The sequence below is a fragment of the Vagococcus proximus genome, from assembly GCF_029143285.1.
GTDB lineage: Bacteria > Bacillota > Bacilli > Lactobacillales > Vagococcaceae > Vagococcus_D > Vagococcus_D proximus.
In genome coordinates, this window is sequence record NZ_JAPDSH010000007.1 from 82,630 (window position 1) to 102,391 (window position 19,762).

The window sequence follows — 19,762 nt, forward strand, 5'->3', positions numbered from 1 at the left end:
TATAGTATTTTATACCAATACTAGAAGAAGGAGAATAAGGCTATGGGAAAATTTCAAGTTATTGATCATCCGTTAATTCAACACAAACTAACAATTATTCGTGACAAAGAATGTGGTACGAAAGTATTTCGTGAGGTAGTAAATGAAATCGCTATGTTAATGGCATTTGAAGTATCACGTGATATGCCGTTAGAAGATGTTGAAATTGAAACACCAGTTGGAAAATCAATTCAAAAAACATTATCAGGTAAAAAAGTAGCAATTATTCCAATTCTTCGCGCAGGTATCGGAATGGTTGATGGAATGTTAGAATTAATTCCAGCTGCTAAAGTAGGTCATATTGGGATGTATCGTGACCATGATACATGGGAACCAGTAGAATACTTCGTTAAATTACCGTCTGATATTTCAGAACGTCAATTATTTGTTGTAGATCCAATGCTTGCAACAGGTGGGTCAGCAATTTTAGCTGTTGATGCACTAAAAAAACGCGGCGGAACGAACATAAAATTTGTTTGTTTAGTAGCTGCTCCAGAAGGTGTTAAAGCATTACAAGATGCTCATCCAGATATTGATATTATCACAGCAGGTTTAGATGAAAAACTTGATGAAGATGGTTATATCGTACCAGGTTTAGGAGATGCGGGAGATCGTTTATTCGGCACTAAATAATAGATTAAAGAGATAAGTTAGCACTTTTGTTAACTTATCTTTTTTTGGTGAGGATTTAAGTTGTGATTGGTAAAAAAAAACGATACAATAGTACTAACTGTATAATAGTTAAAGGATGTAAAATGAAAGCGACAGTCAGAAAGAAAGGTTTAACTTAGATGAAAGATATTTTAAAAAACACAGGAATTGTGTTATTTTTTTGTTTCGTATTTACCCTATTTATCGTGAGCTTTACACCGTATCCAGCAAGTTATCTCGTACATCAGTTATTTTCAAATGGTGGTCCAGCTAAACCACCGAGTGATTATAAAACTGTTAAATCAACTATTACGATTGAAAAAGATTTAACGTATGATTCGCTATTACCAAATAATCGTTATGATTTGATTAGACCGAAAGAAGTTAAAGGTAAACTTCCTGTTATATTATGGGTGCATGGTGGTGCATTTGTAGGCGGCCAAAAGGAAGATGTTAGTATCTATGCGAATACATTAGCTGCTGAAGGGTATGCCGTAGTTAATATGGAATATGCACTAGCACCTGGTAGCAAATACCCAGGTCCATTAATTCAAATGAGTGATTTATACCAAGAATTAAAAACGCAAGCAGATCATTATAAGCTAGACATGTCATCGCTCTTTTTAGCAGGAGATTCAGCAGGAGGGCAAGTGGTTACTCAATTTGAATTGGCTCAGTTGGATAAAGCATATAGCAAGTTGATAGGTTTACCACAAGATATTAAACCTGAAACAATTAAGGGCAGTCTGTTATTTTGCACACCATTTTCGTTGAAAGAAATGGGACAATCAACAGGTTCAACAGTTGCAGATTATTTCATAAAAAATATCGGTTGGGCCTATACTGGTGAGGCCAATTGGTCAGAATCTTCACTAGTTAAAGAAGCTGATTTGCAAGAGCAAGTTAACACGACTTTACCACCCGTATTTATCACGGATGCAACTGCAAATTCATTTACAGAACAAGGTCAAGCCTTTGGTAAAAAAATGAAAAAATTAGGTACTGAAGTAACCGAAGTGTATCATGATAACAAAGAAAATCTACAGCATGAATACCAATTTGATTTAACACTACCGGCTTCTAAAAAAACACTGAATGCTGTAAAAGACTTTTTAAATCAAAATAAAGACTAAAAAATGTTTAAGATTTTGTATAAGAGGGTACGATACACACTGATTTCAATATAATGAAGTAAGTAAACAATGGGATAGAAAAGAGATGTGGAATGAAAAATAATAAACAGACGTATAGTTTAGATAACAGGATTGACTATGGTATTATCTTACCTGTTTTTATCTTAATTTTAATGGGGTTAGCGGCTTTATATGTGGCACTTACTCATAATCCGCTTGTTGACGCAGTCGGAACGACTATGCTAAAACAAGTTTTGTGGGTTTTAATTGGTGGAGTGGCTGTTATCATTTTAATGCAGTTCAGTTCAAAGTTATTATGGAAGTTGACACCCTTATTTTATGTATTAGGATTATTGGTTATGACGGCATTGATTTGGTTTCATGATGCAGATTTAGCAGCTGTAACAGGATCACGAAATTGGTTTAACTTTGGTGGATTGATGTTCCAACCGTCAGAGTTGATGAAAATTGCTTATATTTTAATGTTAGCATATGCAGTTACACAGCATAACTCGAAATACCCACATACTGTAAAAAATGACTTTATATTAATAGGAAAAATGGTCTTAACGACCATTCCGGTTATTGTATTATTAAAATTTCAACAAGATTTAGGAACAACTTTAGTTTATGTTGCCATTTTAGGTGGTGTATTTTTAATGTCTGGTATTAGTTGGAAGATTATTATTCCAGCGATTTCAATATTTGCAGTTGTGGCCATAGGGGTTATTTACTTAGTGACGACCGAGTCTGGCAGAGGTTTTTTATATGATGCAGGTGTTAAACAGTACCAATTAGCTCGTATTGATTCATGGTTAGATCCTTTCCATGACCCATCAGGGAAGTCGCTACAACAAGCACAAGCTTTAACAGCAATTGGATCAGGTGGCTTTTTTGGTAAAGGGTTCAATGTATCCGACGTTCATGTTCCAGTTAGAGAATCTGATATGATTTTTACAGTTATTGGTGAAAATTTCGGGTTCATCGGTGGTTGTTTTATGATATTAATGTATTTTGTTTTGATTTATCGTATGATTCGCGTTTGTTTTGACACTAATAATGAGTTTTATGCTTATATTTCAACGGGAATTATCATGATGATTTTATTCCACGTGTTTGAAAATATTGGAGCTAATATTGGCTTGTTACCTTTAACAGGTATTCCATTACCGTTTGTCAGTCAAGGTGGGTCATCCTTACTCGGTAATATGATAGGTGTTGGAATAATGTTGTCGATGAGGTTTCAAAAAGTAGATATGAAACATGCACGACGTTAAACTTAAAAAGGCTAGAGAATTCCATTCTCTAGCTTTTTTTAATTTCCTGTCAAATAATGAAATATGTTATACTAAATTATGAAGACATGAAAAAAGCAAAATGGGAAAGAGGTAATTCATATGGTTAATTTTTATTGGTATCCGAAATGTTCAACATGTAAGAAAGCAATTGCGTGGTTAGATGAAAATAAAATTGAGTATAATTTAATCGACATGATTGAAACACCTCCAGCTAAAGAACAATTAGTCGCATGGATGGAAGAAAGTCCATTACCAGTGCGTCGTTTTTTTAATACAAGTGGCGTTCGTTATAGAGAACAAGGACTTAAAACTATCGTGAATGATTTTTCAAATGAAGAGGCAGCAGGTCGTTTATGCGTAGATGGTATGTTAATTAAGCGTCCAATCTTAGAGAAAAAAGGAACACCAGTTTTACTTGGTTTTAAAGAGGCAGACTATGAGGCACTTTTAAAATAGTCCATATCATAGATTAAGGGAGTACGAATAAGATGAAGAAAATTAATAACAATCAATTGTGGATTAAAAAAATAAATGAGACATATCGTATTGGATTAACTAATGTTGGTCAAGATGATTTTGGTAGTGTGACGTTTGTAATGCTACCTAAAGTGGGCGATGTGTTAGATAAGAACGATACTTTTGCAGAGCTAGAAGCTGAAAAAGCCGTTACAGAATTAGTAATGCCATGTAAAGGGACCGTCTGTGAAGTTAACCCAGCTGTTGTTAAAGAAGCTTCAGCCTTAGACAACCCTGTAGAGGAAGAAGCTTGGTTGATTAGTATTTCAGATGTTTCAGAAGAAGACCTTTTAGCATTGGCATAGTGGTTTTTATTTGACAGAAAATCTATAGCTTGGTAAACTTTAAAAAATTAGATAATCGACACGCTTTGAAAAGAAGAGTACTTATTTGGAAAGTTTAAAGAGAGCCCTGTTAGGTGTGAGTGGGTAACTGAAAGAATAACGAAGATGGTCTTTGAGCAATAATGGGTGAACCGTCATGTGAGGGTAAGGTCATTACGTCCGCACCCGTTAACGTGCAACAGTATCAGACTTAGTCTTGTACTGAATGAGGTAATCTTTGTGAAGAGGTTACGATTATAAGGTGGTAACACGAAACTATAGCTTTCGTCCTTTGTTTTTTAACAGAGGATGAGGGCTTTTTTTATTATAAAAAAGTATGAAAAGAGGGCTAGATATGTCATATATTGAATTGCATCAAGTAGCTAAAACCTACGTCACGAAATCAGGAACAGTTACAGCATTAAATAGTATTGAATTAGCAATAGAGTCAGGGACTATTTTTGGAATAGTAGGCTATTCTGGTGCAGGAAAAAGTACGCTATTAAGATTACTTAACGGTTTAGAGCAAGCAACAGAAGGATCGGTTGTAATCGATAAACAACTCGTCAGCTCATTAAAAGGAAAAGACCTTCGTGAGTTTAGAAAAGGAATAGGCATGATTTTTCAACATTTTAATTTATTATGGTCGCGTACATTGTTAGAGAATGTTGCGTTACCGTTAGAATTAATTGGAGTTGGAAAAGCTGAACGATTGGAAAAAGCTAGAGAACTTTTAGCTCTTGTTGGGTTAGAAGGTAGGGAGGAAGCTTATCCTAGTCAATTATCAGGTGGTCAGAAGCAACGTGTGGGGATTGCGAGAGCACTTGCTACAGAACCTAAGCTTCTTCTATGTGATGAGGCAACTAGTGCATTAGATCCACAAACAACAAGTGAAACACTAGCACTACTTGCAGATATTAATAAAAAAATGGGTGTTACGATTGTTTTAATTACACATGAAATGGAAGTGATTAGGACGATTTGTCATAAAGTCGCCGTAATGGAGCAAGGAAAGATTGTTGAAATGGGAGATGTTATCAACGTATTCAGTCGGCCAAAAAAAGAAGTGACGAAACGCTTTGTACAGCAAGAGACTGTACCTGATGGCGGTCAACAAGTTGATATTTTAAAAGAGTTAGCTAAAAATTATCCAGAAGGAAAAATTGTGAAACTAACATTTACTGGTGAACGAGCTCAGACACCTGTTATTTCTAAATTGATTAGGCATACAGATGTAGATGTTAATATTATTCAAGGTCAAATCCAGCCTACTCAAACAAGTTCTATTGGAACATTGGTACTAGAACTTTTAGGTAATGATGATGAGTTATTAAAAGCTATAGATATTTTAAATACCCAAGGAATTGGAGTGGAGGTAGCAGAATATGAATAAATGGATTGAAACCTATTTCAATTTTGAAAAAGTGGATGGGAAGCAGTTAATTAAAGCAACATGGGAAACGTTATATATGACTACATTCTCTATGTTAGCAGTTACGATTATTGGGTTAATATTAGGATTAATTTTATTTTCTTTACAAAAGCAGGGAACTAAAGTATCAAAAGTCTGTTATGCAATATTATCTGTGTTTACAAATATTTGTCGGTCAATCCCTTTTATTATATTGATTATTTTACTCATCCCAATTACGAGACAAGTATTAGGGACGTTCTTAGGACCGACGGCAGCTATTTTTGCGTTAGTGGTATCTGCAGCACCCTTTTATGCTAGATTGGTTGAGATGGCGCTTAGAGAAGTAGACGAAGGTGTGCTAGAAGCATCTCGTGCTATGGGGATGACTCATTTTGAAATCATTCGAAAAGTACTGCTGCCTGAAAGTTTGCCGGCACTTTTATCCGGTGGAACAGTTACGACAATAACAATGATTGGTTTTACTGCTATGGCAGGAGCTATTAATGCAGGTGGTCTTGGAGGGATTGCGTATCAAGATGGATTTATGAGAAATAATTTGACGGTGACCTTAGTTGCCACTATTTTACTATTAGTTATTGTGTTTATTGTCCAGGGGATAGGCGATAGTGTGGTTAAAGCTGTGGATAAACGACAAAATAAACAAGAGACAAGAAGTTTAAAAGTTTGGGGAATAATCGGAAGTTTAGCGTTAGTTGTTCTTCTTGGCTTTAGCTTAACTACTAAAAATGAAACGACTGATTTAAAAGTATTAAAAGTAGGAGCTTCTCCAACACCTCATAGTGAGATTTTAGAGCATATCAAACCCTTAATGAAAAAGGAAGGTATTCAACTTGAGGTTGTTAAATTTGATGATTTTATCTTACCCAATAAAGCTTTAGCAGAAAAAGAAATAGACGCTAATTACTTTCAACATGAACCATTTTTCGATTTAGCAGTAGCTGAAAATAATTATGACTTTGTTAATCAAGGTGCTGTTCATATTGAATTGATGGGATTATATTCCAAGAAGTGGTACTCTATTAAGGAGTTACCTAAAAATGCAACCTTACTTGTTAGTAATTCTACAGCCGATTGGGGGCGTGTGATTACAATTTTACAAGAAGCGGGTTTAGTAAAAGTAAAGCAAGGTGTCAGCTTACTTAATGCAACCTTTGATGATATTGTGGAAAACCCTAAAAATATTAAATTTAGTCATCAATTAAATCCAGAGTTATTAACAACAGCGTATGAGAATGATGAAGCAGATTTAATTGCAATCAATGCTAATTATGCGGACACGATTGGATTATCCCCTAAAACGGATGGACTATTGGTGGAGAAAGAACAATCCCCTTATGGAAATATTCTCGTCTCTCGAAAAGATAATGACTCTTCAAAGGAAATTGAAACATTAAAAAATGTCATTCATTCAGAGTCTGTAAAAAAATGGATAATGAAAAAATGGGATGGAAAAATCCAGCCAATTGATTAAATCGAAAAGTTATTGGACACAAAGAATATATTTAATTATATAAAGAATGATACTTTTTTATTTGTTGATAAATCCCAAAAATAAAATGTAAAAATATAAAGACGTGATATGTTACTCTAAAAAAAAGTAAAAATGAAATAAAACTAACCATACTTTCGTCAAATAGGATTAGTTTTATTTCTAGTTTTTTAGGAGGAATAGATGGCTAATATTTTATCAATGTTGGTTTTGTTATCATTCGTAGGCGTCTTTATCTACTTTTTTTGGAGTGCCTTTTTATTTGTATTTCCTAGACATCGAAATGATTGCTTCAAAATCTATGAGCCATATACAATGTATATCATGATACCAATGATGAATGAGTGTTATGTCGCACGTTCAACGGTGGAATCTTTTTATAAACATTATCAGAAAAAAATAAACGATAACATAAAGATTAATTTACTCGTTATTGATGATGGTTCAGATGATGGGACGACAGAAATTTTAGCAGAGCTAGAAGAAAAATATGAGACACTTCATGTTTTAAATCGTGTCTTACCTGAGGCTCAAACGGGAAAAGGCGAAGCGCTTAATGCTGGACTTACTTATATTCGACTTTTAAATGAAACACCTCTAACTCATACGTTAATTGGTATCATGGATGCAGATGCATTCATATCGATGGAAGACTTTGAAAAAGTATTTAATACATTTTTTAGTTACAAAGATATTTCTATGGTTCAGATAACAGTCGGGATGAACAGTACAAAGAAGTGGTTACATATTATGCAGGACATTGAATTTCAATCGTGTAATTACATGATTCAAAATACTCGGAATTATTTTGGAAATAGCGCGGCATCAGGTAATGGGCAATTTTTTAGGCTATCTGATCTGCCTTTAACAGAAGTTTGGGGAAATTCTTTATTAGAAGACTTTGAATCAAGCACAAAGCTGCTTCTACGTGGTAAAAAAACTTACTATTTGGAAGATGCAAAAGTGATTCAAGAGCCCGTAAGTTCTATTAAGACACTTGTGAAACAAAGAACACGATGGGCACAAGGTGGAATCGAATGTATTGGTAAATATAGTGGAATTATTTTAAAAAGCAAAACGATTCCATTAAGAGCAAAATTAGAGATGTACTTTTATATGTTTTTACCTTTTGTAACAGCTGTTTCGGTTATTGGTCATGGTGCTGTAATGATGTTACAATTCTATGGAGTAGTAAAAAAAGGATTGGATTTAAATGGGGTTCTTTTAGTTATTATTCTTTTATCTCTACTGATATCACTGACTTTAAGTACCGTATATTGGCGAAGGACGGGTTTAAGCTTCTTACGCTGTTCATTATATGGTTTGACTATTCCGGTATATAATTTAACATTAATACCAGTAGCTTATTCTGCAATTTATCGCTACATTACTAATAACAGTACATGGGAAAAAACTGTACACCTAAATACATCACAAGAATTAGAGGAGGCATGATATGAAAAATTTGAAAGTAGTGACGTTATTTGGAACGAGACCGGAAGCAATTAAAATGGCACCACTTGTGAAAGAACTAGAAAGTCGTGAGGAAATTACATCTGTTGTCGTTTCAACAGGTCAACATAAGGAAATGCTACAGCAAGTTTTAGATATTTTTGACATTAGTCCTGATTATGATTTAGAGATTATGAGTAAAAATCAAACATTAGTAGGAATTACTACAGCTATTTTAACAAAATTGACACCTATTTTAGAACAAGAGCTACCTGATGTTGTTCTTGTTCATGGTGATACAACGACCGCTTTTGTAGGCGGGTTAGCTGCTTTTTATAATCAAGTTCCAATAGGGCATGTCGAAGCAGGATTAAGAACATATGACAAGTATTCACCTTTTCCTGAAGAGATGAATCGCCAGTTGATTGATCGTTTGGCAGACTATTATTATGCTCCGACACCTGAAAATAAAGAGAGTTTACTTAAAGAGAATATATCTGAAAAAGCTATTATTGTGACAGGAAATACGGCAATTGATGCGATGAGTTATACGGTCGGTAAGACCGACATAGATGAGATTGTTCAAAAAAATAATAAAGAGTCTAAATTAATGCTGTTAACGATGCATAGGCGAGAAAACTTGGGAGAACCAATGAAGCAAACACTTAAAGCGATTAGACAAGTGTTGGACAATCATCCAGATTATGAATTAGTTTTTCCAGTTCACTTAAACCCTGTCGTACAAGATACGGCGAAAGCTATTTTAGGCGATCATGACAGAGTACACTTAATTAGCCCACTAGATGTAGTTGAGTTTCATAATTTAATCGCGCATTCTGCTTTGATTTTATCAGATTCTGGAGGTGTTCAAGAAGAAGCACCTCATTTGAATAAGCCAGTTCTAGTATTGAGGGAGTCAACTGAGAGAACAGAAGCAGTAACGAGAGGGACCGTTAAGTTAATTGGAACAACTTATGACGGGGTACTCGCAGAAATCGAAGATCTTTTATCTCATCCTGAAATCTATACAAGAATGGCAGAGTCACAGAACCCTTATGGGGATGGGCAAGCAAGTCGACGTATTGTTGATCATTTGATTGATTCACTAAAAAAATAATTGACTAAACCGCTACTTGTGTTTGAAAGTGGTGGTTTTTTAGTATTAATAATAGTGTTCTCTTTAATATTGTACAAGGAAACACAAATCAATAAGTTGCAGTATCCTAAAAAAGCAATTAAACTAGGTTTATTGATAAAAGTTAGTTAATGGGGTGTTATATATGTATCAAGTGATATCGATCTATGGAGAAAATGAACCGTGGTGGTTTTTTGAAGATTGGGAACTGGATATTGTTGAAGAAGAAGTGTTTGAGACACTCGAAGAAGCTAAAGAATGTTATTTGAAAAAATTTACCCACTATCATCGTGAGTATAGTATGATTAGGGATAAAGAAGACTATTTAGTGGCGTTTTGGAATGAAGGAGAACTTCGTTATTGTGAGGATTGCGACGAAGACCTTCAACTTTACAAAGGGCTTATGCTTCTGAAAGAGTGTAAAAAACTTTCAGAAGATGGAAAGGATCAGAATGAAACAGTTAATTATCGCAGAAAAGCCAAGTGTTGCAAGAGACCTGGCCAAAGTATTGGGAGCAACTCAGAAGAGTAAGAGTTATATTGAAGGACCTAATGTTGTCATTACATGGGCATTAGGACATTTATTAGGTTTAAAAATGCCAGAAGATTACAATAAAGACTGGGCACAATGGAACATGGAGAGTTTACCTATGATTCCTAAAAAAACAGGCATTAAACCTCTACCTAAAACAGGTGGACAATTGAAAGCAATCAGTCAACTGGCTAAACGAAAAGATATTAAAGAAGCCGTTATCGCGACTGATGCTGGGCGTGAAGGAGAACTTGTCGCACGTTGGATTTTAGAATATGTAAGATTCAACAAACCAGTCAAACGTTTATGGATTTCGTCACAGACACCTAAAGCGATTAAGGCTGGATTTGCCAAATTAGAACCAAGTAAAAATTATGATAATTTATATCAATCAGCTTTAGCAAGAGCAGAAGCTGATTGGTTAGTTGGATTAAATGTAACACGTGCTTTAACCGTTAAGTATGATGATAATTTATCAGCTGGACGCGTTCAAACACCAACGCTGGCTCTTGTAAGAAAACAAGAACAAAAAATTGAAAGTTTTAGGGCTGAGAATTTCTTTACGGTAGATTTGATGTATCAAGGCTTAGCAGGCCGTCTTCAATTAAAAAATCCACGCCAGTTTAAAACACGAGAAGAAATAGAAAGCTATGTAACAAGAGAGAGTTTAAAGAGCGGTAAGGTTACGTCTGTTAAGACTAAAGAAAAAGTTGAAACAGCACCATTGCCATTTGATTTGACTGAATTACAGCGTGAAGCCAATCAACGCTATGGTTTTTCTGCTAAAAAAACATTAGGATTAGTTCAAAGTTTGTATGAGGTACACAAAGTGGTCACTTACCCTAGAACAGATTCTAAGTATTTAACACAGGATATGAAAGAGACGATGAAAGAACGTCTTCAAGCTGTTGCGAGTTATTATCCACAAGAAGCCAAAGCGGCTATCAGACAAGGAGCTAGGGTAACGGTTACTAAAGTATTCCAAGATAGCAAAGTAACAGATCACCATGCCTTAATTCCAACCGAGCAAACACCTCGTGCGGAAAAAATGGATAATGATGAACAAAAAATTTACCAAATGATTACAACTCGTTTCTTAGGTTTATTCTCAGAGGCTCATGTTAGTGAGAATCAAACGGTAGAAGTTAAAGTAGGCTCTGATTTATTCTTATTCAGACAAACTAAAATTAAAACACAAGGTTGGAAACGTGACGATAAAAGTACAGTTAAAAAGGAAGTCGCTTTTTCTGAAGGTCAAACTATTCCGGCAAATTATCAATTTAACAAAGAAGTAACAACACCTCCTAATGCTTTATCTGAAGGCACGTTACTTGGTCAAATGGAGAAACATCAGTTAGGAACACCTGCTACTCGTGCTGAAATTATAGAAAAATTGATTAAATCAGAATTGATGGAGCGTAAGACGAATAAGCTAAATGTGACACCTAAAGGAAAACAATTATTAAAATTAGTCAATCCGTCTCTAGTCACCCCTGATTTAACAGAAAAATGGGAAAAAGAGCTAGAAGAGATTGCTCAAGGAAAACGTAATAGTCAAGTCTTTATCAAAGAAATTGCCCAAGAGACAGAACAATTGGTTAAAGAAATTAAATATAGTGAAGCAACGTACACTGATTTTTCTTTAACATCAAAAGAGTGTCCTGATTGTGGCTCGGCTTTACGAGAAAAAAATACGCGTGATGGTAAGGTTTATGTGTGTACAGGTGAAACATGTAAGTACCGTCGTCGTAAAGATCCTAAAGTATCAAATCGTCGTTGTCCACAATGCCATAAGAAGATGGAAATACATGAAGGTAAAAATGGTCAATTCTTCAAGTGTAAGTATTGTGTCATTACTGAAAAAGTAGCGTCTGGTAAAGAACGTAAGAAGAAAATGACGAAGCATGAAGAAAAAAAATTATTGAAGAAATATAGTCAGAATCAACAGGCAGAACCAGAAGAAAGTCCGTTAGCACTTGCTTTAAAAGCTGCTATGAAAGATAACTAATAATCAGAAAGTCCTATCTGTCACATTATTGTGACAGAACTGATCCATAGGTTGTATGTCAAATGCTATGGATAATTAAAATCTTATCTTTATAGTTAATAATTAGGCAGTTTTACCATTTTAGGTAAAACTGTTTTTTTGTATAATATTAAATTTGATCAGTATTGATATGTATGTCGATGCATCCTAAAAGCAGTTATAAAAGGATGTAAAAAAACAATTATAAGATTTTCAACAAATGGGACAAGCCCATTTAAGAAATTTATGGTTATGCTAATTTCCTGAAGAAAGAGGATGTTATAACTGAAGTTAAAAAAAGTATAAAAATTGAGAGAATTTAATATTTTATCAGTAATGAATTTTTTAGATTTAGATAATTTGTAACGAAATATAGCCAAGGGAAATAGATTATCGACTTCTTAAAGTAGCGTTTCAACAGTTATTAAACTAAGTAAAGAACGATTGTTATGGGCGGACAAAATTAATCATGTGCGGTTAAAAAATCCAAAAGAGGTAGTAGAAGAATTATTAAAAGGCTATTAAATTAACCGTGAAGCCAATCTAACTGTTAGTGTAGAATTTATTTGTCAAAAGCTGACCTTTTTTATCTGGAGTAGAAAATGATATTTCTTTGCCTAATTTTTATGTTATAATTTTTTTATAAAAGGGGTGATTTTTATGTTATTTATTTGGAAAAACAAGGGATTTCTCGTACCCGTAGCTATTATATTAGGATATGTTCCATTGATTGCTTTGGCAGGGTTCGGTATTTCAGAAAACTATCCAGTTGGATCTATTCAACAACGCTTAATAGGAATGTTAGCTATTTTAACAGTATTTTCTCCAGCCTTAATCAATTTTTTATTTACTAAATATTTTATCAAAAATGAAGCTATTAAAATTGTTACTGATGAGAATGGTAAAGAATATAAGCTTAATAATATCAGTACTTTCTTCTTTATAAAAAATAGTACATGGACTAAATTGTTGGTTATTTTTCCGATGTTAACCTTGATAAAGTCATTTTTTTAAAATAATTTTCAAAAAAACTTAACCTCATTTTGTCGATTCTTTTAAAATGAGATTAAGTTTTTTTATATCGGTCATTAGAGATATTTAGAAGTGTCCACTGGTTTTATAAAAAATAAATCATTTTCTTTTACTTTAAGTGGATAAGTAATTCTTTTTCATAGTAAAAATAGCCCGTTGAATTCATTTTACATAAATTCAACGGGCTATTTTTATAGTTGTATCAATCTAAGTGTCAGTTCTGTCACATTATTGTGGCTCGATAGGGCTTTTTATTTATATCGACTTTGTAGACGTTGATTTTTATAGTATAATGGATAGGACTTAAAGGAGGAACGACATGGCACAAAAGAAAAAGAGTCGTCCTAAAAAGATGACAAAGAAACAGCAAGCACAACAAGAGAGAATGTATTATGTTGTTGCAGGATTAATTATTAGTATATGCGGTATATTAGGCCTATTTAAATTAGGATTCCTTGGTATATTATTTGCAAATATTTTTAGAATGTTTGTCGGTGTAACTTTTCCGATTTTAGCAATTTTATTTATTTTAATGGGTGTTCTTTTAATTTTTATGGGCCCTAATTTTTCATTTGGTAAAACAAAATATATCGGAGGGACTACTTTATTTTATTTTGGATTGCTTCTAATGTTACATGCTATATTATTCCGTGATTTTGTGAAATTAGATATTCAAATTATGAATGTAACGTGGCATAATTTATGGACAGATTTACGTGGTGGTTTAATTTCACAACCGGTTGGTGGTGGTTTAATCGGAGGGGCTTTATATAGTGGTGCACATTTCTTAGTCTCACAAGCAGGTTCATATGTTGTAGCAGGACTTCTAATGTTTGCTGGTATTTGTGTTGCTGTAGGTGTTTCAGGTTTTGAAATCTTTGATTTTTTCAAGAGTCGTACAGAAAGTATGACAAAAAAGTTAAGTGCATCAGCTGAAACAAGAAAAGAATTAAAAGCGAATAGACGTGAGGAACGTGAGAAAAAACGCGCTTTAGCTTTAGAAAAAGCAGAAAAAGAAAAGAAATCAGAACGTAAAGCTGGGAAGGTAAATAGCCAACCAGAACCTAAAGTGGCACCTGTATTTGAACCACAAGTAGAACCAGAGCCAGTACCTGTCGCCATTGACACGTATCAAAGTCAGTACCAAGAGTCGTCAATTAAGAAACCTGAACCAGCTAAAGCAACTAAAGTAGAGGTGGACGATGAAGATAATGGTGAGGATTTAGAATTTGATATCCCTCAAGAAACAGAAAATACAGATTATATCTTACCGCCGTCTACATTATTAAATGAAATACCTTTGACGGATCAAAGCGAAGAATACAAATCAATTGAACGCAATGTAGAGGTTTTAGAGCAGACTTTTGATAGTTTTGGTGTCGATGCCAAAGTAGTTAGAGCAAGCTTAGGACCATCGGTTACAAAATATGAAATTCAACCAGCAGTTGGTGTGAAGGTAAGTAAAATTGTTGGTCTTACTGATGATTTAGCCTTAGCCTTAGCTGCAAAAGATATTCGTATGGAAGCACCAATCCCAGGTAAATCATTAATTGGGATAGAGGTACCAAATAATACAGTCAGTACTGTTTCATTTAGAGATATTATTGAAGCACAACCTAAAAATCCAGATAATTTATTAGAAGTACCATTAGGGCGTGATATTTCTGGGTCAGTCATTTCAGCTGATTTGGCTAAAATGCCTCATATGTTAATCGCTGGTTCGACAGGGAGTGGGAAGTCCGTATGTATTAACGGTATTATCACAAGTATTTTAATGCGTGCAAAACCACATGAAGTTAAAATGATGATGATTGATCCTAAAATGGTAGAATTAAACGTCTATAATGGGATTCCTCATTTATTAACCCCTGTTGTAACTAATCCTCGTAAAGCCTCTCAAGCTCTTCATAAAGTAGTAGCAGAGATGGAAAAACGTTACGAACTATTTGCAGCAAGTGGTGTTAGAAATATTACAGGTTACAATCAAATGGTTCAAAAAAATAACACACTTGAAGGCGTTAATCGTCCTATTCTACCTTTTATTGTTGTTATTGTAGATGAATTAGCAGACTTGATGATGGTCGCAAGCAATGAAGTAGAAGATGCTATTATACGCTTGGCCCAAATGGCTCGTGCCGCAGGGATTCACATGATATTAGCAACACAACGTCCGAGTGTGGATGTTATTACGGGGATTATTAAAGCGAATGTTCCTTCTCGTATTGCCTTTGCCGTATCAAGTGGGATTGATTCACGAACGATCATTGATACAACGGGTGCTGAAAAATTATTAGGCCGTGGAGATATGTTATTTATGCCAATGGGTCAAAATAAACCAACGCGTGTTCAAGGTGCGTTTATTTCTGATTCGGAAGTAGAGGATTTAGTTAAATTTGTGACAGAGCAACAAGGTGCTGATTACCGTGAGGATATGATGCCGACTGATGAACCTGAAAAAGGAAGTGGACCAGATTCGGAAGTAGATGATTTATATGATGAGGCAGTTAAGTTTGTAGCGTTCGAAGGGAAAGCAAGTGCCTCACTCATTCAGAGACGATTTAGAGTCGGTTATAACCGAGCAGCACGTCTAATAGATCAAATGGAAGAGAACGGAGTTGTAGGGCCGTCAGAAGGAAGTAAGGGACGTAAAGTCTTAATGGGACCGCCGTCTTCTTTACCAGAAGAAGAGTCAGATGATACGATTTCGCCAAATGATTTACCCTTTTAAAAAATAAAACACTTAAATCTAGTCAAACCGTCAATGGTTTGAAATGAGATTTAAGTGTTTTTTTTAGTGTTCAGCTCGACTTTGTAGAATGGAGCTTTCATAATAATTCAAGGATTGTCGTAAATGATTCGCCATACTTAACGTAATCTGACCTTTTTGATAGAGATGTTGAACAGTTTCTCGTTCGGCATCAAGAGCTTTCATATGAAATTCTTGAACAATCTTTTGATAGTCGGTACGAGATTGATTGCTTAGATTTTTAATACGATGTAGTTTATTTAAATACTCATAAAGTTTTTGATTCACAATATGTTTATGTAAATCATAAGCCTCACATTCAGGATCTAATTCAGCTTTGTAAGCCTTTAACACACTAATTGCGCCGACGGTACTTTGTTTTTCTAATTTAACAATGGCTGTGTCACCTAAAATAGTGTCATCTTGGTGTTGGGCAGACTTTAAACGCCAGAAGGCAATATTACTTTGTTTTCTTAGTACAAAGAATAAGCGTTTTAAAGAATTAAGCAAACCTGGTTCGAAAGCGACACGTTTGGTTTCAACAATTTTCTTATATCGACGAGCGACAACTTCTGACACTTCACCTGAATCAACAGATTTTTGAATGCCATCTTTTTCCCCTTTAATCGCAATATCTTGGACTGTTTTTTCAAGTTTGGCGTACAAACGGTTAGTTTGTTCATCATTTTGTTCACGGTATAAGTGACGTAAACGAGATTCAAATTCTTGAATTAAGTCAGTTAAGATTAAGTAGTTTTCCGAATGTTCTGATTCTTGTTTTAGAATAGTAATCGCATCGCGGACCATTTCTTGACGAGCCTCTAGTTCTGTTAATTTTGTAACAGAAGAAGGTTGCGTAGCATTAACTAATGCTTCATTACTTGAAGGATCATTTCCGACAAGTGGCAGGCGCTGACGTTTTTTTGTCAAGATAGGTAGGGTGATTGTTGCAACCAATAAACTGGTTAAGACAACACCACAAGCAAGCGTGACAATAAGTGAGCGTTCAATAAATGGCGTACCATCTGCTAAAAAGAACGGCATAGACATGATAGAGGCCATTGTTACAGCGCCCCGTACACCCGTAATACCTGTCATAAGAGCGGTGTTAAATGAAGGGGGTGTTAATTTATCATCATTTTTTCTAAGGTAAGTTAACCATAAGTAAATGTAAGACCACACCACGCGAACAATAAGTAAGACAAACCAGATACTTATAATGTAGAACAGGAGTGTTCCGTTGTGGATAGAAGGATTAACAATGGTTTCTCTCATCGCAATTGGAAGCTCTATTCCTAGTAGAACAAACACTAGACCGTTCAATAAGTAAACTAACATATCCCACATTTTATTCGTGATAAGTCTCGCTTCCGAATGTTGACTTCTGAAGATCGGACTTTGATTAATAGAAAGAACGCCTGCTGATACGACGGCAATAACACCAGAAGCACCGGCTACTTCATCAGCTAAAATGTAGATAATAAATGGTGTTAAAACTTGAATAGTTGTATGAAGAATAGCATCTTGTATTCCCTGTTGTACGAGGAATAATCGAATAAAGTGAATAATCGATATAGATACGATACCGATAAGTACACCTACAAGTGACATATAAAGAAAATCACCTGTTGCCTGTGTTAATGAAAATTGGCCAGTCATAAAGGCGGCCAGAGCATATTTGAAGGCGATTAAACCACTAGCATCATTAATTAAACTTTCGCCACTAATTAAGCTGAGAATCTTTTTAGGAAGTTTAATTTGTTCCGCAATACCGTGAACAGCGACGGGATCTGTCGGTGATAGAACGGCAACAAGAGCCATAGCCAGCGCGAGCGGAACATCTGGAATAAGCCAGTGAATAAAGTAACCACCTATAACAGTTGTTAAAAGTACGAGCCAAATAGCGTAAGCAAAAATTGGAGCCTTTAAGTCCCATAATTCATTTTTAGGGAACATTTTCCCATCATTAAACAGTAAGGGGGCAACAAATAAGAGCATAAACCAATCGGCCTCTAAATTAATATTTAGATCAAAAACTAAGGCTACAATCAATCCCACTGCGATTTCTATTAAAGCAGTTGGGATGGATACTAAATAGTGACTAATGATATTAGAAATTACGACAAGTACTATCATTAAGATACTTGCGATTAAAACGGTCATACACATCACCTCTCTAATAAGTTTCTTCTATTATTATAGCAAAAAAATTATAAGATAACTAAAAATAAATACAAAAGTTTTAATCATTAGTAAAAACTTATAGCGATGTAAAAAAAGACTTGTCTTTATTTATAGAATTAGGGATACTATAGGATGGAGAGAAAGTAGGGAGACGAATGAAGAATAAACTAAAGGGTGGGCTAGGAATAGTACTTATAGTGTTTATTATCGCAATTTTTGGTATGCTTCTTGTTGGCGCAATTGGGGGATTATTAAAACTATTAGGAATTCAAACTGTTTCAACGATGAGTTTAATTGGGTTTCTTTTACTATATATAGCTATAACATGGACACTTGATGCTATTCTAGATGTTACAATTAGAGCGAGTTGTCGGGCATTTCAAGTACCCGTTAACAAAGGCTTTTTCTTTTTTATTGTCAGTGATTTTTTATTAGAAATCCTAGTGTTGAAGGTGTTAGATAGTTTAATGACAAGCATTGTCGTCCCTGATGCAACAGCTATTTTGTTTGCAACATGTGGAACTGTTTTAACCGTGTTGATTGAAAAAAAAGAAGGCGAATGGGTTCATGTGGAATCGTAAGTGAACATAGTCATTGCCAAGCTATTTAATTTACGCTATAGTATCAAAGAGAGACGAAACAGAAATGAGGAAACAGCATGACGAAGCAGTCGATATATGGTATGACTCAAGACAACCTAAAAGCATGGTTTGAAGAGCATGGAGAAAAGAAATTTAGAGCAACACAGGTGTGGGATTGGTTGTATATAAAACGTGTCCGCACATTCGAAGAGATGAGTAATTTATCTAAAAAAACAATTGATTTATTAACTGAAAATTTTGATATGAGTCCACTTAATCAAGTAGTGGTTCAAGAATCAAAGGACGGTACGATTAAGTACCTATTCCAACTAGAAGATAAAAATATGATTGAAACGGTATTAATGCGCCACGAATATGGCTTATCTGTTTGTGTCACAACACAAGTTGGGTGTAATATTGGCTGTACATTCTGTGCCAGTGGGTTATTAACAAAACAACGTGATTTATCAGCAGGTGAAATTGTTGCACAAATTATGCAAGTTCAATTCTTCTTAGATGAACGTGGAGACGGTGAACGTGTGAGTCACATTGTTGTAATGGGTATCGGTGAACCATTTGATAACTATGACAATGTGATTGACTTCCTATACATTGTGAATGATAAAAATGGACTAGGTATTGGAGCGCGTCATATGACAGTTTCTACAAGTGGTCTAATTCCTAAAATTTATGATTTCGCAGATAATGGCTTGCAAGTTAATTTAGCGATTTCATTACATGCACCAAACAATGAGGTTAGAACATCAATTATGCGTATTAACCGCAGTAACCCTGTTGAGAAATTAATGGATGCTGTAGATTATTATTTGGAAAAAACAAACCGTCGTATTACATTTGAATACATCATGTTATCTAATGTAAATGATCGACCAGAGCATGCACGTCAACTAGCTGAGTTGTTAAAAGATAAGAAGAAATTAACGTATGTTAACTTAATTCCTTATAATCCAGTAAGTGAGCACGATCAATACAGCCGTAGTACACGTGAAGACGTGATGGCTTTCTATGATATCTTAAATAAAAAAGGTGTTAACTGTGTCGTTCGTAAAGAACAAGGAACGGATATTGATGCGGCTTGTGGTCAATTACGTAGTAAACAAATTAAGAAAAAAGAACGTCCAAAACGTTCATAAGAATAAAAAAACTTCAACCATCATATCATGGTTGAA

General features: G+C 34.7%; 16 protein-coding genes and 1 pseudogene. 16 read left to right on the forward strand and 1 reads right to left on the reverse strand.

The window, feature by feature from the left end; all coding sequences use genetic code 11:
• The first annotated feature begins 42 nt into the window (after nucleotides 1-42).
• From upp to OL233_RS09380, 14 genes and pseudogenes are all read left to right on the forward strand, one after another.
• The gene (gene upp, locus OL233_RS09315; RefSeq protein ID WP_126832529.1) at nucleotides 43-672 is read left to right on the forward strand and encodes a uracil phosphoribosyltransferase; all 630 of its coding nucleotides are present in this window, start codon (nucleotides 43-45) and stop codon (nucleotides 670-672) included.
• Between the two features lie 158 nt (nucleotides 673-830).
• Entirely contained in the window at nucleotides 831-1,823 is a 993-nt protein-coding gene (locus OL233_RS09320) for an alpha/beta hydrolase (protein ID WP_275472048.1), read from the forward strand.
• Nucleotides 1,824-1,915: 92 nt separating this feature from the next.
• A complete protein-coding gene (locus OL233_RS09325) occupies nucleotides 1,916-3,100 on the forward strand; it encodes an FtsW/RodA/SpoVE family cell cycle protein (protein ID WP_275472049.1) in 1,185 nt (394 codons plus the stop codon).
• A 120-nt stretch (nucleotides 3,101-3,220) separates the two neighbouring features.
• The gene (locus tag OL233_RS09330; protein WP_126832535.1) at nucleotides 3,221-3,577 is read left to right on the forward strand and encodes an arsenate reductase family protein; all 357 of its coding nucleotides are present in this window, start codon (nucleotides 3,221-3,223) and stop codon (nucleotides 3,575-3,577) included.
• 32 nt (nucleotides 3,578-3,609) lie between these two features.
• Nucleotides 3,610-3,942: a glycine cleavage system H family protein gene (locus OL233_RS09335; RefSeq protein WP_275472050.1), complete on the forward strand. Its 333-nt coding sequence runs from the start codon at nucleotides 3,610-3,612 to the stop codon at nucleotides 3,940-3,942.
• Between the two features lie 373 nt (nucleotides 3,943-4,315).
• Nucleotides 4,316-5,353, forward strand: a complete 1,038-nt coding sequence (locus OL233_RS09340) for a methionine ABC transporter ATP-binding protein (RefSeq protein WP_275472051.1) — start codon at nucleotides 4,316-4,318, stop codon at nucleotides 5,351-5,353.
• Nucleotides 5,346-6,026, forward strand: a pseudogene (locus tag OL233_RS09345) (methionine ABC transporter permease); the annotation flags it as partial. The gene OL233_RS09340 and the pseudogene OL233_RS09345, both read left to right, overlap by 8 nt.
• Nucleotides 6,015-6,866 carry a MetQ/NlpA family ABC transporter substrate-binding protein gene (locus tag OL233_RS09350; RefSeq protein WP_275472099.1) on the forward strand — a complete coding sequence of 284 codons (852 nt, stop codon included), beginning with the start codon at nucleotides 6,015-6,017 and terminating at the stop codon, nucleotides 6,864-6,866. The pseudogene OL233_RS09345 and the gene OL233_RS09350, both read left to right, overlap by 12 nt.
• A gap of 201 nt (nucleotides 6,867-7,067) precedes the next feature.
• Nucleotides 7,068-8,339, forward strand: a complete 1,272-nt coding sequence (locus OL233_RS09355; protein ID WP_275472052.1) for a glycosyltransferase family 2 protein — start codon at nucleotides 7,068-7,070, stop codon at nucleotides 8,337-8,339.
• 1 nt (nucleotide 8,340) lies between these two features.
• Nucleotides 8,341-9,453, forward strand: a complete 1,113-nt coding sequence (wecB, locus tag OL233_RS09360; protein WP_275472053.1) for a non-hydrolyzing UDP-N-acetylglucosamine 2-epimerase — start codon at nucleotides 8,341-8,343, stop codon at nucleotides 9,451-9,453.
• A 163-nt stretch (nucleotides 9,454-9,616) separates the two neighbouring features.
• The gene (locus OL233_RS09365; RefSeq protein ID WP_275472054.1) at nucleotides 9,617-10,003 is read left to right on the forward strand and encodes a DUF1033 family protein; all 387 of its coding nucleotides are present in this window, start codon (nucleotides 9,617-9,619) and stop codon (nucleotides 10,001-10,003) included.
• Nucleotides 9,924-12,011, forward strand: coding sequence for a DNA topoisomerase 3 (locus OL233_RS09370; RefSeq protein ID WP_275472055.1), 2,088 nt, complete (start codon nucleotides 9,924-9,926; stop codon nucleotides 12,009-12,011). Before OL233_RS09365 ends, OL233_RS09370 begins: the two co-directional genes overlap by 80 nt.
• A gap of 678 nt (nucleotides 12,012-12,689) precedes the next feature.
• On the forward strand, nucleotides 12,690-13,043 hold the full coding sequence (locus OL233_RS09375; RefSeq protein ID WP_275472056.1) for a hypothetical protein: 354 nt from the start codon (nucleotides 12,690-12,692) through the stop codon (nucleotides 13,041-13,043).
• A 337-nt stretch (nucleotides 13,044-13,380) separates the two neighbouring features.
• Complete coding sequence (locus OL233_RS09380) at nucleotides 13,381-15,789, forward strand: FtsK/SpoIIIE family DNA translocase (protein ID WP_275472057.1); 2,409 nt, start codon at nucleotides 13,381-13,383, stop codon at nucleotides 15,787-15,789.
• A 63-nt stretch (nucleotides 15,790-15,852) separates the two neighbouring features.
• On the opposite strand, the gene OL233_RS09385 is transcribed toward OL233_RS09380, so the two are convergent.
• The gene (locus tag OL233_RS09385) at nucleotides 15,853-17,970 is read right to left on the reverse strand and encodes a cation:proton antiporter (protein WP_275472058.1); all 2,118 of its coding nucleotides are present in this window, start codon (nucleotides 17,968-17,970) and stop codon (nucleotides 15,853-15,855) included.
• A gap of 176 nt (nucleotides 17,971-18,146) precedes the next feature.
• On the opposite strand from OL233_RS09385, the gene OL233_RS09390 reads away from it, so the two are divergent.
• Both OL233_RS09390 and rlmN read left to right on the forward strand, forming a co-directional pair.
• A complete protein-coding gene (locus OL233_RS09390) occupies nucleotides 18,147-18,572 on the forward strand; it encodes a YrvL family regulatory protein (protein ID WP_275472059.1) in 426 nt (141 codons plus the stop codon).
• A 77-nt stretch (nucleotides 18,573-18,649) separates the two neighbouring features.
• Complete coding sequence (gene rlmN, locus OL233_RS09395; protein WP_126832556.1) at nucleotides 18,650-19,726, forward strand: dual-specificity RNA methyltransferase RlmN; 1,077 nt, start codon at nucleotides 18,650-18,652, stop codon at nucleotides 19,724-19,726.
• Nucleotides 19,727-19,762 lie beyond the last annotated feature (36 nt).

Coding starts and splice junctions, on each gene's coding strand:
- OL233_RS09370 (WP_275472055.1), top strand. CDS start 9,924: ATGAAACAGTTAATTATCGCAGAAAAGCCAAGTGTTGCAAGAGACCTG.
- OL233_RS09320 (WP_275472048.1), top strand. CDS start 831: ATGAAAGATATTTTAAAAAACACAGGAATTGTGTTATTTTTTTGTTTC.
- OL233_RS09325 (WP_275472049.1), top strand. CDS start 1,916: ATGAAAAATAATAAACAGACGTATAGTTTAGATAACAGGATTGACTAT.
- OL233_RS09375 (WP_275472056.1), top strand. CDS start 12,690: ATGTTATTTATTTGGAAAAACAAGGGATTTCTCGTACCCGTAGCTATT.
- OL233_RS09355 (WP_275472052.1), top strand. CDS start 7,068: ATGGCTAATATTTTATCAATGTTGGTTTTGTTATCATTCGTAGGCGTC.
- OL233_RS09385 (WP_275472058.1), bottom strand. CDS start 17,970: ATGACCGTTTTAATCGCAAGTATCTTAATGATAGTACTTGTCGTAATT.
- rlmN (WP_126832556.1), top strand. CDS start 18,650: ATGACGAAGCAGTCGATATATGGTATGACTCAAGACAACCTAAAAGCA.
- OL233_RS09330 (WP_126832535.1), top strand. CDS start 3,221: ATGGTTAATTTTTATTGGTATCCGAAATGTTCAACATGTAAGAAAGCA.
- OL233_RS09340 (WP_275472051.1), top strand. CDS start 4,316: ATGTCATATATTGAATTGCATCAAGTAGCTAAAACCTACGTCACGAAA.
- OL233_RS09365 (WP_275472054.1), top strand. CDS start 9,617: ATGTATCAAGTGATATCGATCTATGGAGAAAATGAACCGTGGTGGTTT.
- OL233_RS09335 (WP_275472050.1), top strand. CDS start 3,610: ATGAAGAAAATTAATAACAATCAATTGTGGATTAAAAAAATAAATGAG.
- upp (WP_126832529.1), top strand. CDS start 43: ATGGGAAAATTTCAAGTTATTGATCATCCGTTAATTCAACACAAACTA.
- wecB (WP_275472053.1), top strand. CDS start 8,341: ATGAAAAATTTGAAAGTAGTGACGTTATTTGGAACGAGACCGGAAGCA.
- OL233_RS09380 (WP_275472057.1), top strand. CDS start 13,381: ATGGCACAAAAGAAAAAGAGTCGTCCTAAAAAGATGACAAAGAAACAG.
- OL233_RS09390 (WP_275472059.1), top strand. CDS start 18,147: ATGAAGAATAAACTAAAGGGTGGGCTAGGAATAGTACTTATAGTGTTT.